General features: G+C 70.2%; 34 protein-coding genes. 17 read left to right on the forward strand and 17 right to left on the reverse strand.

The features are described from left to right. The first annotated feature begins 13 nt into the window (after window positions 1-13). Window positions 14-208, forward strand: coding sequence for a hypothetical protein (locus IPM60_15035; GenBank protein MBK8909142.1), 195 nt, complete (start codon window positions 14-16; stop codon window positions 206-208). Next, window positions 205-522, forward strand: coding sequence for a hypothetical protein (locus IPM60_15040; protein ID MBK8909143.1), 318 nt, complete (start codon window positions 205-207; stop codon window positions 520-522). The genes IPM60_15035 and IPM60_15040 overlap by 4 nt, the downstream gene beginning before the upstream one ends. On the opposite strand, the gene IPM60_15045 is transcribed toward IPM60_15040, so the two are convergent. The 17 genes from IPM60_15045 to IPM60_15125 all read right to left on the reverse strand — a co-directional run bounded on the left by IPM60_15045 (window position 523) and on the right by IPM60_15125 (window position 7,968). Beyond that, window positions 523-756, reverse strand: a complete 234-nt coding sequence (locus IPM60_15045) for a hypothetical protein (GenBank protein MBK8909144.1) — start codon at window positions 754-756, stop codon at window positions 523-525. Next, window positions 753-1,142 carry a hypothetical protein gene (locus IPM60_15050; GenBank protein MBK8909145.1) on the reverse strand — a complete coding sequence of 130 codons (390 nt, stop codon included), beginning with the start codon at window positions 1,140-1,142 and terminating at the stop codon, window positions 753-755. Before IPM60_15050 ends, IPM60_15045 begins: the two co-directional genes overlap by 4 nt. 42 nt (window positions 1,143-1,184) lie before the next feature. Beyond that, window positions 1,185-1,361: a hypothetical protein gene (locus IPM60_15055; protein MBK8909146.1), complete on the reverse strand. Its 177-nt coding sequence runs from the start codon at window positions 1,359-1,361 to the stop codon at window positions 1,185-1,187. A 37-nt stretch (window positions 1,362-1,398) separates the two neighbouring features. Then, complete coding sequence (locus IPM60_15060; GenBank protein ID MBK8909147.1) at window positions 1,399-1,671, reverse strand: hypothetical protein; 273 nt, start codon at window positions 1,669-1,671, stop codon at window positions 1,399-1,401. Continuing rightward, on the reverse strand, window positions 1,664-2,083 hold the full coding sequence (locus tag IPM60_15065) for a hypothetical protein (GenBank protein ID MBK8909148.1): 420 nt from the start codon (window positions 2,081-2,083) through the stop codon (window positions 1,664-1,666). The genes IPM60_15060 and IPM60_15065 overlap by 8 nt, the downstream gene beginning before the upstream one ends. Then, a complete protein-coding gene (locus tag IPM60_15070; protein ID MBK8909149.1) occupies window positions 2,076-2,372 on the reverse strand; it encodes a hypothetical protein in 297 nt (98 codons plus the stop codon). The genes IPM60_15065 and IPM60_15070 overlap by 8 nt, the downstream gene beginning before the upstream one ends. Beyond that, window positions 2,372-2,611 carry a hypothetical protein gene (locus tag IPM60_15075; protein MBK8909150.1) on the reverse strand — a complete coding sequence of 80 codons (240 nt, stop codon included), beginning with the start codon at window positions 2,609-2,611 and terminating at the stop codon, window positions 2,372-2,374. Before IPM60_15075 ends, IPM60_15070 begins: the two co-directional genes overlap by 1 nt. Continuing rightward, the gene (locus tag IPM60_15080) at window positions 2,604-3,023 is read right to left on the reverse strand and encodes a DUF4326 domain-containing protein (GenBank protein MBK8909151.1); all 420 of its coding nucleotides are present in this window, start codon (window positions 3,021-3,023) and stop codon (window positions 2,604-2,606) included. The genes IPM60_15075 and IPM60_15080 overlap by 8 nt, the downstream gene beginning before the upstream one ends. 337 nt (window positions 3,024-3,360) lie before the next feature. After that, a complete protein-coding gene (locus IPM60_15085) occupies window positions 3,361-4,044 on the reverse strand; it encodes a hypothetical protein (protein ID MBK8909152.1) in 684 nt (227 codons plus the stop codon). Further along, on the reverse strand, window positions 4,041-4,718 hold the full coding sequence (locus tag IPM60_15090; GenBank protein MBK8909153.1) for a hypothetical protein: 678 nt from the start codon (window positions 4,716-4,718) through the stop codon (window positions 4,041-4,043). Before IPM60_15090 ends, IPM60_15085 begins: the two co-directional genes overlap by 4 nt. Next, a complete protein-coding gene (locus IPM60_15095) occupies window positions 4,715-5,143 on the reverse strand; it encodes a hypothetical protein (protein MBK8909154.1) in 429 nt (142 codons plus the stop codon). Before IPM60_15095 ends, IPM60_15090 begins: the two co-directional genes overlap by 4 nt. 183 nt (window positions 5,144-5,326) lie before the next feature. Beyond that, window positions 5,327-5,575: a hypothetical protein gene (locus IPM60_15100; GenBank protein ID MBK8909155.1), complete on the reverse strand. Its 249-nt coding sequence runs from the start codon at window positions 5,573-5,575 to the stop codon at window positions 5,327-5,329. Then, complete coding sequence (locus IPM60_15105; GenBank protein ID MBK8909156.1) at window positions 5,572-6,024, reverse strand: hypothetical protein; 453 nt, start codon at window positions 6,022-6,024, stop codon at window positions 5,572-5,574. Before IPM60_15105 ends, IPM60_15100 begins: the two co-directional genes overlap by 4 nt. Next, window positions 6,024-6,512: a siphovirus Gp157 family protein gene (locus IPM60_15110; protein MBK8909157.1), complete on the reverse strand. Its 489-nt coding sequence runs from the start codon at window positions 6,510-6,512 to the stop codon at window positions 6,024-6,026. The genes IPM60_15105 and IPM60_15110 overlap by 1 nt, the downstream gene beginning before the upstream one ends. After that, window positions 6,509-7,144, reverse strand: a complete 636-nt coding sequence (locus IPM60_15115) for an ERF family protein (GenBank protein ID MBK8909158.1) — start codon at window positions 7,142-7,144, stop codon at window positions 6,509-6,511. Before IPM60_15115 ends, IPM60_15110 begins: the two co-directional genes overlap by 4 nt. After that, window positions 7,141-7,401, reverse strand: coding sequence for a hypothetical protein (locus IPM60_15120; protein MBK8909159.1), 261 nt, complete (start codon window positions 7,399-7,401; stop codon window positions 7,141-7,143). The genes IPM60_15115 and IPM60_15120 overlap by 4 nt, the downstream gene beginning before the upstream one ends. A gap of 228 nt (window positions 7,402-7,629) precedes the next feature. Further along, window positions 7,630-7,968, reverse strand: coding sequence for a helix-turn-helix domain-containing protein (locus IPM60_15125; protein MBK8909160.1), 339 nt, complete (start codon window positions 7,966-7,968; stop codon window positions 7,630-7,632). Between the two features lie 86 nt (window positions 7,969-8,054). On the opposite strand from IPM60_15125, the gene IPM60_15130 reads away from it, so the two are divergent. The 15 genes from IPM60_15130 to IPM60_15200 all read left to right on the forward strand — a co-directional run. Next, window positions 8,055-8,270, forward strand: a complete 216-nt coding sequence (locus IPM60_15130) for a hypothetical protein (GenBank protein MBK8909161.1) — start codon at window positions 8,055-8,057, stop codon at window positions 8,268-8,270. Between the two features lie 148 nt (window positions 8,271-8,418). Further along, a complete protein-coding gene (locus tag IPM60_15135; GenBank protein MBK8909162.1) occupies window positions 8,419-9,297 on the forward strand; it encodes a hypothetical protein in 879 nt (292 codons plus the stop codon). Then, window positions 9,294-9,458: a hypothetical protein gene (locus tag IPM60_15140; GenBank protein ID MBK8909163.1), complete on the forward strand. Its 165-nt coding sequence runs from the start codon at window positions 9,294-9,296 to the stop codon at window positions 9,456-9,458. The genes IPM60_15135 and IPM60_15140 overlap by 4 nt, the downstream gene beginning before the upstream one ends. Further along, window positions 9,455-9,787 carry a DUF1064 domain-containing protein gene (locus IPM60_15145; protein ID MBK8909164.1) on the forward strand — a complete coding sequence of 111 codons (333 nt, stop codon included), beginning with the start codon at window positions 9,455-9,457 and terminating at the stop codon, window positions 9,785-9,787. The genes IPM60_15140 and IPM60_15145 overlap by 4 nt, the downstream gene beginning before the upstream one ends. Continuing rightward, the gene (locus tag IPM60_15150; GenBank protein ID MBK8909165.1) at window positions 9,784-10,821 is read left to right on the forward strand and encodes a hypothetical protein; all 1,038 of its coding nucleotides are present in this window, start codon (window positions 9,784-9,786) and stop codon (window positions 10,819-10,821) included. The genes IPM60_15145 and IPM60_15150 overlap by 4 nt, the downstream gene beginning before the upstream one ends. Beyond that, a complete protein-coding gene (locus IPM60_15155) occupies window positions 10,818-11,066 on the forward strand; it encodes a hypothetical protein (GenBank protein MBK8909166.1) in 249 nt (82 codons plus the stop codon). Before IPM60_15150 ends, IPM60_15155 begins: the two co-directional genes overlap by 4 nt. Window positions 11,067-11,086: 20 nt before the next feature. Further along, the gene (locus IPM60_15160) at window positions 11,087-12,619 is read left to right on the forward strand and encodes a DEAD/DEAH box helicase (GenBank protein MBK8909167.1); all 1,533 of its coding nucleotides are present in this window, start codon (window positions 11,087-11,089) and stop codon (window positions 12,617-12,619) included. Continuing rightward, window positions 12,616-13,530, forward strand: a complete 915-nt coding sequence (locus IPM60_15165; GenBank protein MBK8909168.1) for a toprim domain-containing protein — start codon at window positions 12,616-12,618, stop codon at window positions 13,528-13,530. Before IPM60_15160 ends, IPM60_15165 begins: the two co-directional genes overlap by 4 nt. A gap of 395 nt (window positions 13,531-13,925) precedes the next feature. Beyond that, window positions 13,926-14,360 carry a single-stranded DNA-binding protein gene (ssb, locus tag IPM60_15170; GenBank protein ID MBK8909169.1) on the forward strand — a complete coding sequence of 145 codons (435 nt, stop codon included), beginning with the start codon at window positions 13,926-13,928 and terminating at the stop codon, window positions 14,358-14,360. 9 nt (window positions 14,361-14,369) lie between these two features. Next, complete coding sequence (locus IPM60_15175; GenBank protein MBK8909170.1) at window positions 14,370-14,831, forward strand: hypothetical protein; 462 nt, start codon at window positions 14,370-14,372, stop codon at window positions 14,829-14,831. Further along, entirely contained in the window at window positions 14,828-15,181 is a 354-nt protein-coding gene (locus IPM60_15180) for a DUF1937 family protein (protein ID MBK8909171.1), read from the forward strand. The genes IPM60_15175 and IPM60_15180 overlap by 4 nt, the downstream gene beginning before the upstream one ends. A 59-nt stretch (window positions 15,182-15,240) precedes the next feature. Then, window positions 15,241-15,978 (forward strand): site-specific DNA-methyltransferase, encoded by a 738-nt coding sequence (locus tag IPM60_15185; protein MBK8909172.1) that lies wholly within the window; start codon window positions 15,241-15,243, stop codon window positions 15,976-15,978. After that, on the forward strand, window positions 15,975-16,766 hold the full coding sequence (locus IPM60_15190) for a hypothetical protein (protein MBK8909173.1): 792 nt from the start codon (window positions 15,975-15,977) through the stop codon (window positions 16,764-16,766). The genes IPM60_15185 and IPM60_15190 overlap by 4 nt, the downstream gene beginning before the upstream one ends. 273 nt (window positions 16,767-17,039) lie before the next feature. Further along, window positions 17,040-17,537: a hypothetical protein gene (locus tag IPM60_15195; GenBank protein ID MBK8909174.1), complete on the forward strand. Its 498-nt coding sequence runs from the start codon at window positions 17,040-17,042 to the stop codon at window positions 17,535-17,537. Between the two features lie 92 nt (window positions 17,538-17,629). After that, on the forward strand, window positions 17,630-18,335 hold a 706-nt coding region (locus tag IPM60_15200), incomplete at its 3' end, for a hypothetical protein (GenBank protein ID MBK8909175.1).

The raw sequence follows: 18,335 nt of genomic DNA on the forward strand, positions 1-18,335 counted from the left end.
AGGACTCAGACCGATGCATCCCGTGTATATCCGCATTCTGGCCTATGTGTTCTCCAGCATGCTCGCCCTGATCCCCGCCGCGGCGGCCGGTTGGGGCGTGGCCTATGCCGATGGCATCCTGAGCGTGCACATCGAGACGTTGGCGACCGCATTGGGGGCGGCGACCATCGGATCGCTCGGCGTGTTCCGGCTTTGGGGCACGAGATGATCGCCCGCGCTGCCATTCTCGCCGCCGCGGTCGCATTGGCGACCCCGGCAACGGCCCAACAGCAATGTGGCGGCGCCGCCGACATGTCGGCATGGCTGTCCGGGGAATACGGCGAGGCCGTGGTCGGGCAGGGCGTCAACGAAACCGGCGTTGTCATGCAGATGTGGGGCAACGCCGAAACCGGCACCTGGACGATCACCGCACTTCTGCCGGACGGGCAACTCTGCCTGCTCGCCGCGGGCGGCGGCTTCGAGGTGCCAGCGGTTCGCCCGCCCGGCATCGACGGCACGGATCATGCTCGTTGTAGTAGGTAGTCACGTTCGCTCCTTCCGGGTGGCGGTTTGCTTTTCCGGCCAGTCGGCGGGCCGGTAGCCGTTCAGGTAGGCTCGCATGAGCAGCGCGTGGGCGGGGTCAATCCGGCGCCGTCCCGCCGCCCACTGCCAGAACGTCGTTGCGGCCCGGGCCTCCGAGAGGCCGAGCATCCGCGCCAGATCGGCGTTGCGCAGGCCGAGCTCTTGCCGGGCCCGCGCAAACTCGGCGGGGGTCACTCGTCCTCGTCCTCGTCCTCGTCCCTGCCCACGATCCACCCCAATCGCAGCCACGGGTTCCCCGGGTCGCACTCCTCGACCCCGTCATCCGGAGCATCGGTCGTCAGATTGACCACCGCGACGATCGCGCCCGTCTCGGCGTCAAAGACATTCACGGTCGCGGATGCGTCCTCGATGAAATCATGGCCTTCGTGCTCGAACCTGGCGCCGCCGAGCCACGCACGCGACACGGCCGTGCGGGCATCGCCGATCGTCGCGTAGTCCGGGTACACCTCGTACGATCCGTCGAGGGAGAAAAGCCCGACCCGAATCCCGGGGAAATAGTCGGTGATGTCGCCCCCCTGCAGGATGGTCGCGTCGGCGATGGCGAGGCAGTAGCTGGTCATCTTCGGATCTCCCGGTTGTGGGCGTCTGCCCGGCTCCATGCGCTAGATATATTGCATAGAGATACCGCCGTCAAGGGGAATCTGTCGCTCGGCGATATTTTGGTCGTGCGCCTCGGTATCGGGCGGCGTGGGGCAGAAATCGTCGTCAATCCGCGCCCCGCCGCCGCCGCGGATGGCCCGGAAGAGGGGCGCCGCCGATGGCTGGGGGCGGCCGGTCATCCCAGCCCCCACAGGACCGCCAGCGCCAGCGCCGCGCCTAGCCGGCCGCGGCCGGAGTGCGACCCCGAGGACTCGCTCCCACGACCACGGGTTGCTGCGCCGCCGCCTCGGCCGAAACCCACAAGCCGCCGATGGTTTCGAGCGTCATCACCTCGGCTTTGATCCGCTCGATTGCGGCGGGGGTGAGCACGTCGTCACGGGCGTGGTCCATCGGGCACGTCTGGTGAGGGGCGGGGGCCGGCTGGTATCCGCCCGCCGGCGCCCCGTGCTTCGGGTGCACCATCTTGCCGCGGTCGCGTGAGTCAGCCATTCCACACCGCCTTTCCGTTCACCATCCGGCCGACGATCCGCACCTCGCCGGCAATGTCGCCGGGGTGATCGAGGCAGATCAGGTGCCGCTCTCTGCGCTTCCCCGGACGGCCGTCGTTCTGGACGCTCTGGTAGTGGACGTGCAGCGACCACGTGATGCGCGGCGGGATCGGCGGCCACGAAATGCTCGTGCCCTGATAGATTCCCATGCGCCACCGCCCGTCCGAGATCAGCGTCTCGCCGCGCACCAGCCCGGCGCGCTTGATCGCGATCCGCAGCACGCGCGCCCCTTCCGTGCGGATGCGGTCGATCTCGGTATTGCGCCGGGCCAGCAGCGCCTCGGACTGCGCGTCGATGCGCGCAATGCGGGCGAAGCCCGGGGCGAGGTCTTTCATGGCGGGGCGGTCAGGCATTGCGCGCCTTCCTGTTCTGCGCCCGCGTCGGGGCGTCATAGGCGTTGTGGCACCGCTGGCACCAAGCGCGGAGGTTGTCGGGCGCGCAGTTCTCGGGCCGGTGGTCGAGGTGGGCGATGGTCAGCACCACGCGGCTGCCTGTGATCGGATGCAGCGCCCGGTTCTCGGCCCGGCAGTCGGGCCAGAGCGGGCTCCCTTCGCAGCGATCCCCGGCGCGCGACAGGATCGCGGCGCGGATCGCCTGCCAGTCGCGCGGGTATCGGTCGCGGTTCTCGGGCCTGATCGGCATCACGCGATCCCTCTCATGTCTGGCGGCGGGCGCCGCCACGCGAATTTCAGGTGGCCGACGACCGTGCGGCCGTTCAGGGCGAGGCCATAGTCGCGGTCGGTGGCGGGGCCGCCGACGATGGCGCGCAGCACCGCGTCGGGGGTGGGGAAGCGGCTGGGCCCCTCTCCCAGCCGGCGCAGGTGGGGGCAGACCTCGCGCGCCAGATCGGCGCAGCGGCGGTGGGCTTGAATGTCAGCCATTGGCGAGCTCCAACAGGACATCGGCGTGGCAGGGGCATCCCGGCGGGCACCAGCACGCCAGATCGCGCCCCCGCAGTTCGGGCAGGCGGGCGAGGATTGCCTGCCGCCGGGTTTCGAGAGCCGCCCGCACGGCGGCCGTTCCATTGGGCATCAGTCGTTCGGGCAGCGCGCCGTCGGGCACGCCTCGCCCCGCCAGCCATGAGCCGTAGATCCCGACGGCGTCATAATCGCCCATCAGTCGCAGCGGGACGCGGTAGGTGCCCAGCCACCGCGCGCCCGTCTCTGGCCACCAGAATGCGTTGCCGTCTCCCGCAACCCACGGGCTGCCGAAGATCGTGACGCGGGTGACGACGCGGGCGCCCGGCGGCAGGCGCCAGCCCTTCGTGCGGCGAAGCTGGATGCGGTCAGGCATTGCGGCTCTCCGGTGGTGGCAGGGAAAGGCGCCCGTCCGGGCCGCTGAGGGCCTCCAAGACGCGGCGACCGTCAGGCAGATGGACGTGAGGCAGGAACGCCATCTCGGGCGTCGCCAGCCCGCCCAGGATGAGCGCGACCTGGGCTTTGATCCAGTCGTGCAGGATCGCCCAGACCGCAAGCTCCGCAACCCGGCGTGCCCGCGCCTCATAGGCGGCGGGCGTGGTGCGCGGCCGTTGTCGACCATAAACCCGACCGCATCTGCGCCCGCCTCGGTCAGCATCTCCCGGATTTCGCGTTCCCGCGACTTGCCTGAGATCGCCGAGGCATAGGGGAGGTCAGGCATTGGGCTTCGCCAGCCGGTCGATCCGCTCGATCTCGGCGAGGATCAGCGCCCCCGCCGTCACGAGGTCGCGGCGGCGGGCGGTGAGGTCGCTGGCGGCTCCGGCAGGCTTCCACCAGCTTTTGTCCCACGTCTCCGGCCAGTGAGAGTCGAACGCGGCGTCTCTCGCGCGCGACGGCACCGCGTAGCAGGCCGCGGCGGCGCCCAGCTCGCCCCGGATGTGCGCGTCGTCGTGCTCGGCCGTGAACCCCTCGGCCTCAACCTGGCGGCGGCGCTCGGCCAGCACGTCGACGGCGGCCCGCGGGCGGGCGTCGCCGGGCGACAGCAGCCACGACAGCGCGGCCTCGATGCGCCCGGCCTGCTCGGCGTCGCCGAAGGCGTGGCCGAAGCTGGCGCCGTCGGCGAAACGGACGGTGACCTCGAGCCGGTCGACCTCGCCCGGGGTGCAGGTGGGGGCGGTGGCGGACAGGTAGGGCAGGCCGCGGTAGCTGTCGGCCGGGGCGCAGGTGCTCTCGTGGCCGTCGCCGTCGCCCGAGAACCAGGTGGTCAGCTCGTCGTCGGTCTCGACGTAGGTCTGGACGAGGTGCCATTCCGGGCCCATCGGGCCGTCGTCCAGCCAGAGCCAGCCGAACTCGCCGGCTACCTGCTCGGGGTCGTAGGGGGTGTGGATGGGGGTCATTCGGCGGTCTCCCTCGTGTCGGCATCGCGCAGGATCGCGCGGGCATGGTCGCCCCACTGAGCCGCGGCGGCGGCGGCCATCCCGGGGAAACTGCGGCTGCGCAGCCGGGCGCGGTCGGGGCCGGGCGGCATGCGGTGGATCCTCTCCCACTCGCGCGCCTCGGCGCTGCCGGCCGGGGGCAGCGTCAGCCGCCTGGTCGCGGCGAGCGGCGGCAGCCCCGCGAGATACCAGCCGGTCGCCTTCTTTGCCCGGTCCCCAAACCACCACGGCTGCACGATCTGCGGCTGCGGCAGGTCGGCGGGCAGCCGTTGCCGGGCGTGGCGGTGCATCACCGGGTTTTCGATTGCCCGCAGCGGCACCGGGGCCTGCCAGCAGGCGGTGAACAGCGCGGCGCCCTCGTCCAGTTCGGCCCACATCTCGGCCAGCGTGCGCCCCGGGGGCGGCCTGTGCAGCCAGCGCACGCCGGAGTTGCAAAGCCGGGTGCAGGGCGGGTGCAGCACGACGAGCGCGTCCCACCCGTCCGCGAGATGGTCCCGCACGTCGGCCCGGATGTGCCGGTTGCTGCCGTCCTCGGCAGGCTCGAGGTCGCAGGACCACGCCTCGAACCCCCGCGCGGCAAACGCCCGGCGGAACACGCCCGACGTCTCGCAGCCGATCAGGACGCGCAGACTCATCCCAGCCGCTCCGGCTCGCAGACGCAGAGCAGCCGCCCGGTGTGGGGCGAGATGCAGGCATTGTCGTAGCTCCACCCCGCGGGCGCCTCGTGCCCCGCGGCGGGGTAGGTCAGCCAGGCGGTAAGCCCGATCAGCAGCGCGCCGGCGACGGCGGCGCCCACGAGCCAGCGGCCGAGGCGGGCATCATCTTCACGGCCGTGCATCACCTCGAAACACTCCGCAAACCGGCCGAGGTTGGACGGATCGTCCGGCGCGGTTTCGGCCGGTTCCATGTCCAGATGCCTGGCCGTGAGAGGCCCGGCCTCGGCCTCGGAAAGCACCCGCCGGGCCTCGAAAAGCGTCTCTTCCGTCCAGCCCGCGTGCGGCGTGTCCAGCACCAGCCGGGCGCCGTAGGGGGTGAGGGGTATCGTGGGGTCAGATTTCATCGCAGACCCCCAAGCAGCGCTTCGATCAGCGCGTTGAGGCTCGACCGCGGATCGCGGCGCATGATGCAGTCCATCTCGGCACCTCGTTTGCGTGAAGGATTTCCCACGCGATGCGCGGGAAGGCTTGAGTTGTCAGAAACGCCGGCAGGGCGACGGCGATGGACAGGACGAGGGCAGCGCGGATCACGGGTGCGCCTCCACCCACGCGGTCCACACGCGATCCTCCCAATCCGCGACCGCGGGCTCACCGAGCGCATCGGTGCACCACTCGCGCGAGCGGGCCTGTCCGTTGAGCGTTATGTTGGCGAGCGTGCATTCGCCCTCCCATCCCTCGCCAGCGATCCAGAACGGGCTGATCAGGAATACTGCAGGACCGCTCGCACAGAACTCGACGTCCATCTCGTGGTCGGCGGCGGGGCGGTGGTGTTTCATCTGAACTCTTCCTCGCATTTCAGGGCATCAGGGTCGGTCAGTCGCACGCCCGCGGCGGTCCAGTGCCGCTGTACGGCGTCGAGGTAGGCCGTCATCTGCGCCACGGTCATCAGCCGGGTAACCGGCGGGTCGATGGTGCGCACCGCCGCAAGCCGGGCGCCGTAGGGCAGCGCGCCGAAGGTCTGCGCCCAGGACAGCAGGAACGCCTCGTTCTCGCTGCAGAGGATGGGCACGCCGAAGCCGAGCTTGCACTCCGCCCGGGCCTCGTCCGTGGTGCGGTCGCCCATCTGGCGGGCGATGTCGTCATACCAGCGATGCGACAGGCGGTTCTGCGCGCTGGACCGGGTGGCCCCCGCAACCCACGACACGGTGACGGGCAGCCGGGCGGCAGACAGCAGCCGGGCCAGCGCGTCGATATGGGCCGGGTGGCGCAGGACGCGGGTGGGCATCACGCAACCCGCAACGTGACGCCATCCGGGCCGCGGCCGAGTTCTGCGCCCGGGACATTCTCGCCAGCCTCAAGGGCGCGCTTGATGGCCGTCTTGTCAGGCACGCGCTCGACGCGGCAAAGCTGCGTCGGCACTTCGGCCTCGTCCACAATGCGCACAGAAACTGTGCCCGTGCGGCGCGACAGCGTGGCCCGGGGGCGCTCCAGCTTGCGAACGCCCATGGCGTCGATCAGCGCCAGCATCTGAGCGCGAATGGCGGCGCTGCGCGCGTCCATGCGGCCCGCACGCGCCGATAGATCGCGCGCCTGCGCCCGCGCGGCCTCTGCCAGAGCATCGGCTTCCAGCGCCCGCACAATGAGCTCGTCTGCAATGTCCAGAGCGTCAGTCTCGCCGTCCAGCGTGTCGAGGAAGGCGGCTTCGTCGTCGTCTCCAAGGTAGCTGCGGATTTCCGCAGCCAACCCGGCGAGGAAGGCAGGATCAAGCCTCATGGCGAACACTCCTTGTACGGGATCTCATCATCGGGCAGCACCGTGCCGACCGGCGGTCTGGCAAGAGCGGCCTTGCGGGCGTCCTTGGCTTCGGCCACCCCCGGCGCCTTGCGGGCCTCGGGGGTGAGCCCTGTCCAGACAGCTGCCAGCGCGTCCAGCGTCGGGGCGGCGTCCAGCGCAGCAATGGCGGGGTGCGGGCCGGGCGTCTGGCGCGGGGGCGGCGCGGCGGCTGCGGCGGTGTTGCCGTCGTCATCCTCCGGGGCGATCCCGGCCATGCACATCAGCCCGTAGCGGCGCGCGTAGGTGATCGCGCCGCCAAGCCCCTGCATGTCGTTTTTCTGCACGATCAGCGGAATCGCGCACTCGGCCCGGTCGCCGCTTTCATGCGCGAGAATCGTGGTGACGAACCGCTGCCCCTCGCGCTCGGTAACAGGCTGCATGACCGCGATGCCGTTGGCGTTCAGCGCGCCCATGCAGGCGTCCATGACCTCGGCCAGATCGGCATACCTCGTCTTGAAGTGCGGGTTCGTCGCCGACTTGAGCGCCCTGCCCATCTGCATCTGCGCAGCAGCAAGGGCGGCGATCAGGTTGGCGTGCCCGGCTGCGGGGTCGGTGAGAGCGGGGTGCATCACGCCGCCCCGATCAGCGCGGCGCCGGCGCCGGCGTCGATGGCGGTCACGGCGGCGACGAAATCGCGCACCTGCCGTTCGGCGGCGCGGGCGATTTCGTGGGCGCAGAGGTCCAGCATCCTGCGCGTGGCCTCATCCGAGAGCACGCATTCCACGGTCGAGTTTCCGGACGCCAGCGTCACCACAGCCCGCAGCGGGTTGTCCCGGCCGATGGGCATGTACCTGTTGGCGGGGCCGATGGTCAGGGCGGTCAGCTTCATCGTCATCCCTCCTGCGCCGGGGTGGCGCTTGAGGGGACTATGGATTGGATTTTTCCAACGGTCAAGCGGTACTTTTGGAAACGTCCTATTTTGATCCCGGCCGGGACCGTGGCAAGGTGGGCTTGCCTTGGAGGTATAACGTGAACAGATCAGAGGAAGATGTTTGCCAGCTTGTCGCCGCGCTGGACGCGCTGACCAGGGTTCAGAAGCTGACGCTGCTGGCCCTTGTCAGGCAGGCCCTAGCTGCTGGACGTACGCCCGGATCATGGCCAGAAGCCGCGTCCGATCAGCCGGCGGCAGGCTCGCAAATGCCTGCACCAGCTCTTGGTCTAGCTCTTGATCCGTCGGCTCATACAGTAGCGCACTGACGGGCACGCCAAGGCCCTTGACCGCGATCTTGTGCAGCGTGTCGAGGCGCGGGTTGCGACTTTTCCCGGACAGGATGTCATAGACAAGCGTCGGGTTCGTGCCCAGATGGCGCGCAACCTCAGCGGCATTCGTGCCCTTCCGGGTCATGATCGCCTCGATATTGCGCGCAACGAGCATTGTGAGGGCGTCCCGTTCCATGGCTTGGGGTTATCCTAGCCAGACATGGGGGCGCGACTAGGAAGTTTCCAGTTGCGCGCCGCTTGGAAATATCCTAACTTCGGGGCATGACGAAGATCGTTCACCCCGACCTGCTCTCCGACATCGCCGCATATTGCGCGCGACAGAACATGACGCGATCGGCCTTCGGGCTGGCGGCCGTGCGCGACCCCCGCCTTGTGTTCGACATCGAGGAAGGCCGCGAACTGCGCAGCCGCACGGTCGAGCGGGTGCGACACTTCATCAACACCGGCGATCCGCTAGCCGACGGTGACGCCGCATGACCTCGTCCACCCATTCCGGCGGCGGGTGCCTCCCACCCGTGGAACGCCATGCGGGGCGGCGTGCCGCCGGAAGCCCCGCGCATGGCGGCCCTTCCTCAACTGCCCCCGGCGTGCCCCCAGCGCGTCGGGGGGCTTTTGAGGTGACGGCATGACCGAGCGGGGCCATTTTCCGCTGATCTGCGGGCTTGACCTGCCGGCCTTGCGGGCGCTGGCCGACAGGATCGCAGTCGAGATCGGCCGCCGCGAGCGGAAGACATGCCCGGACTGCGGCGCGCCTATCGCCGCCAAGAGCGCGCGATGCCGCCGGTGCCACATGAGGGCCAAAAGCGCTGACCCGGCGTTCCGGGAGCGGCAGGCCGAGGCAGTGCGGGCGCATCTGGCCGAGCGGTGGCAAGACCCGGCGTTCCGGGAGCGGCAGGCCGAGGCAGTGCGGGCGCATCTGGCCGAGCGGTGGCAAGACCCGGCGTTCCGGAAGCGGCAGGCCGAGGCAGTGCGGGCGGTGTGGCAAGACCCGGCGTTCCGGAAGCGGCAGGCCGAGGCAGTGCGGGCGGTGTGGCAAGACCCGGCGTTCCGGAAGCGGCAGGCCGAGGCAGTGCGGGCGGTGTGGCAAGACCCGGCGTTCCGGAAGCGGCAGGCCGAGGCAGTGCGGGCGGTGTGGCAAGACCCGGCGTTCCGGAAGCGGCAGGCCGAGGCAGTGCGGGCGCATTACATACGGCGCGAACAAGCGCTCATGATTGATCTGGACGACGATGCGGTACTGGTATTTGCCGCCGCGCGGGACGACGGCGTGCCATGCGCGGAAGCGCGGGAAGTGGCGCTGATGGACATGGCCGAACGCGGGAAGCGGCGCGAGGCAGTGCGGGCGCATTACATACGGCGCGAACAAGCGCTCATGATTGATCTGGACGACGATGCGGTACTGGTATTTGCCGCCGCGCGGGACGACGGCGTGCCATGCGCGGAAGCGCGGGAAGTGGCGCTGATGGACATGGCCGAACGCGGGAAGCGGCGCGAGGCCGCAGAATGACCGACCCGGCGGCCGCCCTTGCCTTCGTCGCCAGCGCCGATGCGGCGATCCTGCCCGCCTACCGCGATGCTGTCCGCACCTACCCGGGCGGCGCGTGGAAAGACGAGGTGCTGGCCGCCATCGCGCGCCGCACGGCCGAAATTGCGAAGGCCCGCGCATGAACAAGTTTGGCGCGGTCCCTGTCACGGTCGACGGCATCCGCTTCGCCAGCACGCGCGAGGCTCGCCGGTGGGCAGAATTGCGGCTGCTGGAACGGGCCGGCGACATTCGCGCGCTGCGGCGGCAGGTGGCGATCCGCCTCATCGGGCGTGACGGGCCGATCCTGACCGACACCGGGCGGCCCCGGACCTACGTCGCCGATTTCGTCTACGAGGATTGTCGCCTTGGGTGGGCCGAAGTGGTCGAGGACGCCAAGGGGCACCCGACCCCGGAATACCGGCTCAAGCGGGCCATCCTGGCCGCGCAGGGTGTTGCTGTGAGGGAAACATGAAGCCACTTCGGAGCCACCGCCGCGAAAAGGCCCTGCCCTGCCTCTGGCACGACTATGCCAACCTGTTCCCTATGCTCGACGCCGCTGCGCAGGACGGTCTCAGGGCTGACATTGCCGCATTCGGCGTCCGTGAACCCGTCGTCCTTTTCCAGGGCCGCATTCTCGACGGCCGCAACCGCTACATGGCGGCGCGCGACCTCGGCCTTGACTTTCCGGTGGCCGACTTCGAGGGCACGCCGGCCGAAGCGCTGGCCTATGTGCTCTCGCAGAACCTGCACCGGCGGCACCTGACCGAGAGCCAGCGCGCGACGGTGGCGGCGAAGATCGCCAACATGGCGCACGGCGGCGCGGATCGTTTCTCCCAAGGGGCAAATTTGCACCTTGGAGAGCCGCCGGCAGTCACGGTGACGCAAGCCGCTGAAATGCTTTCAGTTTCAGAGCGGAGCGTCAAGGCGGCTCGCAAGGTGCAACAGGACGGCACGCCGGAGCTTGCGCAGGCTGTGGAGACGGGCAAGGTGGCCGTTTCAGCCGCCGCCGCAGTCGCCGGCTTGCCCCGCGAGGAACAGGCCGCAGTGGTCGCCGCCGGGCCGCCGGCGGTTCGCGAGAAGGCCAAGGCAATGCGCGCGGCCAAGGCATCCCTGCCGCCCCCCGCCGATGACGAGCCCCCGGCCGAGCCCATCGACCAGGTCGAGGCCAAGCTGCGGCGCGAGCTTGCCAAGCTGACGCCCGAAGCGCTGGTGGACGACATCCTCGGCCTGCGCGCCGACCTGGCCGAGGAGAGGTTGAAGCGGTGGGAAGCCGAGCGGCGCGCCGAAGAACTCAAGGCCGACCTCGCCGCCATTGGTGAGGGCGACGACATGGGCGCCAAGGTCACGAGGCTGCTGGACGAGGTGCGCCGCCAGAAGGGCAGGCTGGCAGAGGTTCAGGCCCAGCTTGCCCGCGAGACGCGCCGCGCCAACGCGATTGAGCGCGAGCGCGACAAGCTGCTGGCCGAGCGCGACGCGCAGATCATCCCCATGGACGGCGCCGCATGATCCTCGACCGCATCCGCGCAAACGGCGGCGAGGTCATCCGCGACCGGTGGCGCTTCGCCCTGCGCCGCGGGCGGCTCACCGATGCCCACGTCGCATGGCTGCGAGCCAACTGGCGCCGCGTCGTGGCCGAAGTCTGGCCCGAGCACGACGCATTCGAGGAACGGGCAGCCATTCGGGAATACGCCGGCGGGCAGCCGCGGGCCGAGGCCGAGCGCGACGCCTATGCGGAGGGCGGTGAGTGCTGACCTTCGCCGCCCCGCGCGAGATGATCCTGCGCCCCTACCAGGCCGACGCCATCGACGGGCTGCGCGCGCAGGTCCGGGCCGGGCGGCGCCGCGTCATCCTCTGCGCCGGCACCGGGGCGGGCAAGACCGTAATCGCCGCCAAGCTGCTGGCCGAGGCCGACCGCAAGGGCAGCTACAGCCTGTTCGTCGTCGACCGCGTGGCGCTGGTCGACCAGACGAGCGCGGTGCTCACCGACTACGGCCTGCGGCACGGGGTTGTGCAGGGCGATCACCCCCGCTGGGCGCCATTCGAGAACGTGCAGGTGTGCAGCGCGCAGACGCTTGCCCGCCGCAGCCTGCCGCGCCGCCCCTCGCTGATCGTTGTCGACGAAGCCCATTGCCGGCACAAGGGCACGCTCGCCCTGATGGACGCGCATCCCGAAGCGGTGTGCGTGGGCCTGACCGCAACGCCGTTCACCCAGGGCATGGGGCAGGACTGGAACGGGATCGTCAATGTCCGGTCCACCCGCCTGCTGATCGAGGACGGGCACCTCGTCGAGCCCACGATCTATGTCGCACGGTCGCCGGAAGATGCGGAACTCGCCCTGAACAGCTACGGCGAGTTCTCGAACGCCAGCGCCACCGAGGCCGGCATCAGGATCATCGGCGATGTGGTGCTTGAATGGGAGCGCAAGGTCCGCGAGCACTTCGGCGGGCCGGCGAAGACCATCGTATTCTCGCCGACGGTCGAGCACGGGCGCGAACTCTGCGCCGCCTTCGCCGCCGCCGGCCACAACTTCCAGCAGGTCAGCTATCTCGACCGCAGCGATACCGAGCGGGCCGAGAAGATCGCCGAGTTTCGTCGGCCGGATAGCGTGATCATGGGTCTCGTGTCCTGCGGGGTGCTCACCAAGGGATTCGATGTCCGGGATTGCCTCGTCGGCATCGCTTGCCGCCCCTATCGCAAGAGCCTGAGCAGCCACATGCAGGAGATCGGGCGCATCATGCGGCCGGCGCCGGGCAAGGACAAGGCGCTCTGGCTCGATCACTGCGGCAACGTCGAGCGGTTCGCCGCCGACATGTTTAATGTCTGGGCGGAGGGTGCGGGGGCACTGAGCGAGGCGCAGAAGCGCGACGCGACGCCCCGCAAGCGCGACGAGCAGACGCGCGCCAAGGCGGTGTGCCCCGAATGCAGCGGCGCCCTGCGGGGCAACACCTGCCTCGCCTGCGGCTGGGAGCGGCCCGCCCGTTCCGGCATTGTGGCCGTCGACGGCGCGCTGGTGGCGTTCGACGCCGAGACGCGCGGCCTCAAGCCCCGCGACGGCCTGCGGGCGGCGGTGTTGGCCGACCCGCGCGCGCTGTGGGAGGCGGCGCTGGCCTACACCAGTCAACGGCAGACTGACGGCGAGAAGGCCCGGCGCTGGGCCTACGGCGCGTGGCGCGGCATCTATCCCGGCGCGAAGCTGCCGCAGGGCTGGTACAACGCCCCGGTGCCCGCGATGTGGCGCGACGACGCCTATGGCGTGATCGACCGCGAGGTGCGCCGGTTCCGCAAGCAGCGGAGGGCGGCATGAGCCTCGACGCCGCCATGCGCGACGCCTGCGCCGCCGTTGGCATCCTGCCGCCCCGCCGCGATCCGGTGCCGGGGCGGTGGACGCCCTGCCCGGTCGGGGGCAAGGCCGCGTCCAACACCAGCGGGCGCGTGCTGGTGGCCGTCGACGGCCGCAGCGGCGTGGCGTGGAACCACGTCACCGGCCAGCATGTGCGGTTCACCGCGGACGGGCCCGCCGGTGCCGCGCCACCTGCCATGCGCCGCGACCCCGAGCATGATCGGCGCATCGAGGCCGAGCGGCGCGAGACCGCGGCGATCTGCGCGCGCATCCTCAAGGCCGCCGTGCAGGAGCCGCATCCCTATCTCGAGCGCAAGGGCTTCCCGGCCGAGGTCGGCCTGGTGACCAACGCGCCCCTGGCCTGCGTCCCCGACACGCCGCACGGCCGCGCCGTGGCCGCGTCGATCCCCAAGGCCAGCCCGCTCCTGATCGTGCCGGGCCGGATCGGGCGCGAGCTGACGACGCTGCAGCTGATCGACGCGGCCGGCGCCAAGAAGAACCTCTACGGCGGCCGGATGCTGGGCAGTTCACACAGGATCGCCACCGGGCACGAGACGTGGGTCTGCGAGGGCATCGCCACCGCCCTCAGCGTCAGGGCCGCCCTGCGCCTCTTGGGCCGCTCGGCGACGGTGCTGTGCGCCTTCTCGGCGAGCAACGTCGAGAGCGTGGCCCGCGCGCACCCGGGCGCGCTCATCGCCGCGGACAACGACAAGCCGCTGCCGCAGTTCGGCGGGATGGGCACGGGCGAGTTCTTCGCCCGGCGATCCGGCTGTGCGTGGGTAATGCCGCCCGAGCGCGGCGACTGGAACGATCACCACCAGGCGCACGGGCTGCGCGAGGTGGCGATGTTGCTGCGGGAGGTCAGGCCGGCATAAGGCACACGGCGATCCGCGCGCCGAATACCAGCGGGGCCTGCATGGTGGACGGTGTAGCCCGAGAGGGCAGACGGTGGCATCACGCAGGGCGAGCCGACCACGGGGCGGGGCCAAGGCAAAGCGCAGTCCGAAAGACCGAAGCGCGGCCCCCGGGGGACACCACCCCCGCAAGTAGCGGTCAACCTGTCCGGGCGGTGTGCCACGGCAGGGCCCAAGGCGGCGGCGCGGCTCCGGCCAGCAGGATCGCTCAGGGCATGGGGACCAACCTCGGCAACCGCCGGGACTGGTCGTCCTAAGCCCTGACAACAACGCTCACCATCCAGCAGACGACAGAGATCAGGAGAGAGACGGATGAAGGAAGAGAGATACGCGGGAACGCGAAAGACGGTGCGCTGATGGCAGGCAGCGTCAACAAGGTCATCCTGATCGGCAACCTCGGCCGCGACCCCGAGGTGCGCAGCTTTCCCTCCGGCAACAAGGTCTGCAACCTGCGCCTCGCCACGTCCGAGGCATGGGAGGACAAGGCCAGCGGCGAGCGCAAGGAGCGCACCGAATGGCACTCGGTGGCAATCTACAACGAAAACCTCGTGCGCATCGCCGAGAAGTATCTTCGCAAGGGCTCCAAGGTCTACATCGAGGGCCAGCTTGAGACCCGGAAGTGGCAGGACCAGTCCGGGGCCGACCGATACAGCACCGAGGTTGTCCTGCGGGCCTACGTCGGGTCGCTGGTGCTGCTCGACGGTCGGCAACCCGAGGGCGGGCGAGACGAAGCCCCGCCGCGTCATGCGCCCCCGGCTGCGCCAGAGATCGACGACGAAATCCCCTTCTGAGGACCGCCCATGAGCTTGATCGACACCATCGCCGCAATCATGACAGACAAAAAGGAACGCACCATCGGCGACGTGATGGTGCGCTTGCGACAGCGCGACATCCCCGCATCCGAGGCCGAGGCCAAGGAAGCCCTCGCCGGGCTGGTCGAAGCCGGGCGGCTTGCAAGGCGCAGCATTCACAAAGGCCACTCGTGCCGCGTCCTGACATGGGCGCTGGCGTCGCAGACGTTCGAGGAACCGGAAGCGAAGGCCGCCATGGTGCAAAAGCGCCGCGCCAAACTTCTTGCCGCTCTGGTTCGCTGCCCGGACACAAACGCCGCCCGTCTGGCTGAGATGACGCGCGAAACGCACGACATGATCAAAAGAGACCTCGCAGACCTCAAGATCGCCGGGATGGCCGAATGCCATCACCGCGGCCGGTTCGCATGCTGGCGGGCGACCCAGGATGGAGCTGGCGAGGCGCGGGCATGACCCCCCGCCTTTACGTCGCCCATCCCTACACCGGGCAAGAGGACGACGCCTATCACGCCGCCCTCTGGTTCTGCGCCTGCGCGTTCCGCCGCGGCTGGCACCCATACAGCCCCATCGTCCACTGGCACGTTATCGCCGCCAGCCACAACTTGCCCACCGACGCCGCGACATGGGCCGGAATCAACGAGCGCGAGCTGCGTCAGTCCGATGCCCTCGCCGTGCTCAAGCTGACCGGATGGCAGAACAGTGAAGGCCTCAGGATGGAACTTGCATGGGCGGAGCTCTACGGCCTGCCGGTCAGGTGGTTCGAGTGGACGCACCAGGCCGGGTGGATCGAGGTGACGCCATGAGCCCCGTTGCCTGCGCCGCCTGCGGGTGGACGGGCCGCGTTCCAGAGCGAAGCCGCTGAATGACCGACCTCGACGCCATCCTCGCCGCTGGTGGCCCGTGGCAGCGCGCCGAGCGCATCGGCGGGCAACTCCTGCTGCAAGGGGACTGCCGCGAGATCATGTCGGTGCTGCCGAAGGTGGGCGCGGTGGTGACTGATCCGCCATTTGGCATCAAGCGGGATAGGGGGATGGGGGGCGGGGGCAGTGGGTTCTACCCCGTCCGCTTCCTTGCACGGTATCAATCGGAGTGGGACGGTGATCGTCCTGCGCCCGAAACCATCACGGCCATGTGCAGCCTCGCCGACCACGCCATTATCTGGGGCGGCCAGTTCTTTGCCGACCTGCTGCCACCGCAAGGAAAGTGGCTGTTCTGGGACAAGTGCCAGACGATGCCCAGCTATGGCGACGGCGAACTAGCGTGGACCAGCTTGCCCGGCCATGCCGTCAAGCAGTTCACCTGGAGTGGCAACGGTCTGATGGCGAAAGAGCGCGACCGCCACCACCCCACCCAGAAGCCCGTCGCCCTGATGCTATGGTGCCTCGGCTTTCTGCCGAACGCCCGCACCATCCTAGACCCGTTCATGGGCAGCGGCACAACCCTCGTCGCCTGCCAGCGCCTCGGCCAGCAGGGAATCGGGATCGAACTCGACCCCGGATACTTCGACATCGCCTGCGAGCGGGTGCGCAAGGAGGCCGCGCAGGCCCGCCTCGACCTACTTGCCCCCCCGCCCGCCCCGCAACAGGAGACCCTGCTATGACCCACCCGCGCGAAGCCCAGCCCGCAGCGGCCGCCGTGCTGGAACTTCTCGACCGGCGGCTGAGGGCCCTTGAGGCGCGCGTGCAGGCGGATGCCCGGTGGCTTGATGTGCTCGTCGCCATCGGCGCGGTCGACCTGCCGCGCGTGATGGAAGACGATGTGATGACGTACGACACGATGTACGAAATCCTGTGGTGCATCAAGGCGCGGCTTGTGGCGGCGGCTGTGGCCGAGCAAGGCGGCCCCCGAACGGCGCCGGTCGAGGATCCGGACGACCCGCTTGAGGCGTTTCTCCGCGACCTCGGCCTGTTCGGGCTGGAGGATGAGCCGGAGACGCTGTACCGGCGCATCGCCGGCACGCGCTGGCGCGACGGGATGACGCCGGAGCAGAAGCTCGAGGTGATTGCCGAGTTGCGCCGGCTCGGATTCTCCGCATCCGGCGGCCGGGTCGATCCCCTGCAGGCGGCAGAAGCGCGGCGGCGCGACGGGGTTCGCCCGCCGTCGGGCGGCATTTGCACCGCCGCCGCCGCCGCGCGCTGGGTCGAGCGGTTGCGGGCTGCGGGGATTGTGCTGCGGCCCGAAGATTTGCTGATCTGCCGCGGCGCGATTCAGTTCACCACGGATTGGCCTCATCTGGCCGGGCGTTGCGGCCTGTCGGTGGCCGAGGCCCGTGCGAGGGCAAAGCTGCTGATGCCTCCCGCGGCCTGCGATTGGCGCGGGAGGGAACTGGTTCTGGAGGCTCTTTGCGCGGTCGTGCCGGGCCCCGCAGTGCCGGAGGTGCAGCCATGACCGACCCCCGCACCGCCGCGCTTGCCTTCGCCGCGGCGCAGGCCGGCCGCCCCCTGACACCGGGCGAGCGGGCGCGCGTCGTCGCCTTGGCCGAGGCGCTGATGCTGACCGCCGCGCGCGCCGCCGCCACCCCGCCCGACAGTTGCGGGCCCGAGGTGCCGGTGGCCCCCGCCCGCGCGTTCCGGGTGTTCGCGCCCCAGCGCGTCGTCTCTGCCGCCACGGGCCGCACCGCGCCCGACGGCTACCAGGGCCGCCACGTCGTCGTCACCGCGGATGTCTGGGATCGCATGGCCCGCCGCCGCGGCCGAACGCCACCGGGCCGCAGGCGGCGCGGCCGAGGCCTTCCGGCCGCCGTTCGAGGCCCACCAGGTCGCCGCCGCCAGGCGTTACGCGGCAGTTGCCGAGCGCCTGGAAGCGGGCGGGATGCGCTGTGCCAGCATGGAGGTGCGGGCAGGGGGCGGCGGTGTCGGGCGCGGAGGCGCGTCCGAGGCGCTGCTGGCCGAGGCCGACTGGTTGCGCCGCGCCCGCGCCGCCGTGGGGCCGGGCGCCGCGCTGGCCCCGACGCGCCGCTGGGCCGATGCTGGGCGCCGGGTGCTGACGGTCGCGGCGCTCGACCAGGTTGCAATCGGCGGGCTGACGCTGTCGGCGATCCTGCGGCGCGCAGGCTGGCCCCCCAAGGGGTCGTACCGTCGCGCTTTGCGAGAGGCACTGGCGGGGGCACTGGACAGGATTGCGGGGTTGCCGGGCCGGGGGCCACAAGATGGGGGTTGACGAAAGGTCCGCCTCGTGGCAGGACATCGCTATCCTGAGGAACTGTGCCCGGAGGCCGAAAGGCGCCGGGCACTGCCGTTTCCGGAGCCGTCATGCTGCAGATACGCGACAACGCCATGAGCGTTGCGGCTGAGTGGGAGCGCAGGACGATCCGCCAGCTCCCCTTCGCGACCGCGCGCGCCCTGACCGATGCCGCCTTCGCCGCGCGCAACGCGGTGCGGGGAGAGATTGCCAGGGTGTTCGACCGGCCGACGCCGTTCACGCTGAACGCGTTCCAGGTGCGCCCGGCGACGAAGGTGAACCAGACCGCGGCGATCGAGACGAAGGAGATGTTGCGCGGGCACTATCTGTCGGTTCAGGAGCGCGGCGGCCAGCGGCCGAAAAAGCGCTTCGAGGAAAACATCGAGGGAGTGCACCGGGGCGAGTTTTCGCTGGCCGCGGTGGTGCCTGCTGCCGCTGCGCGTCGCGACGCCTGGGGAAACTGGAGTCGCGGCGAACTCAACGTGATCCTGTCGAACCTCGGGGCGCAGCGGGACAGCAGGGCGAACACCACGGCGGCGTCGGCCAAGCGGGCGCGGCGCAAGGTCAGCTATTTCGTGCCCGATCCGAATTCGACGTTGGCAAAGCACGTCTATCGGCGGTCGGAGGTTGCGGGCAACGCGACGCTGGCGGTGGTCGGGCTGATCCTGCAGAGTCCGCCGCAGTATACCGCGCGGTTCAACTGGCGGGAAGTCGCGGAGAAGGCGGCGCGAGAGGCCTACCCGCAAGCGTTCGGTCGCAGGTTGCGGGCGGCGCTGG

The organism is Rhodospirillales bacterium, from assembly GCA_016710335.1.
Classification (GTDB): domain Bacteria; phylum Pseudomonadota; class Alphaproteobacteria; order Rhodospirillales; family Defluviicoccaceae; genus JADJXQ01.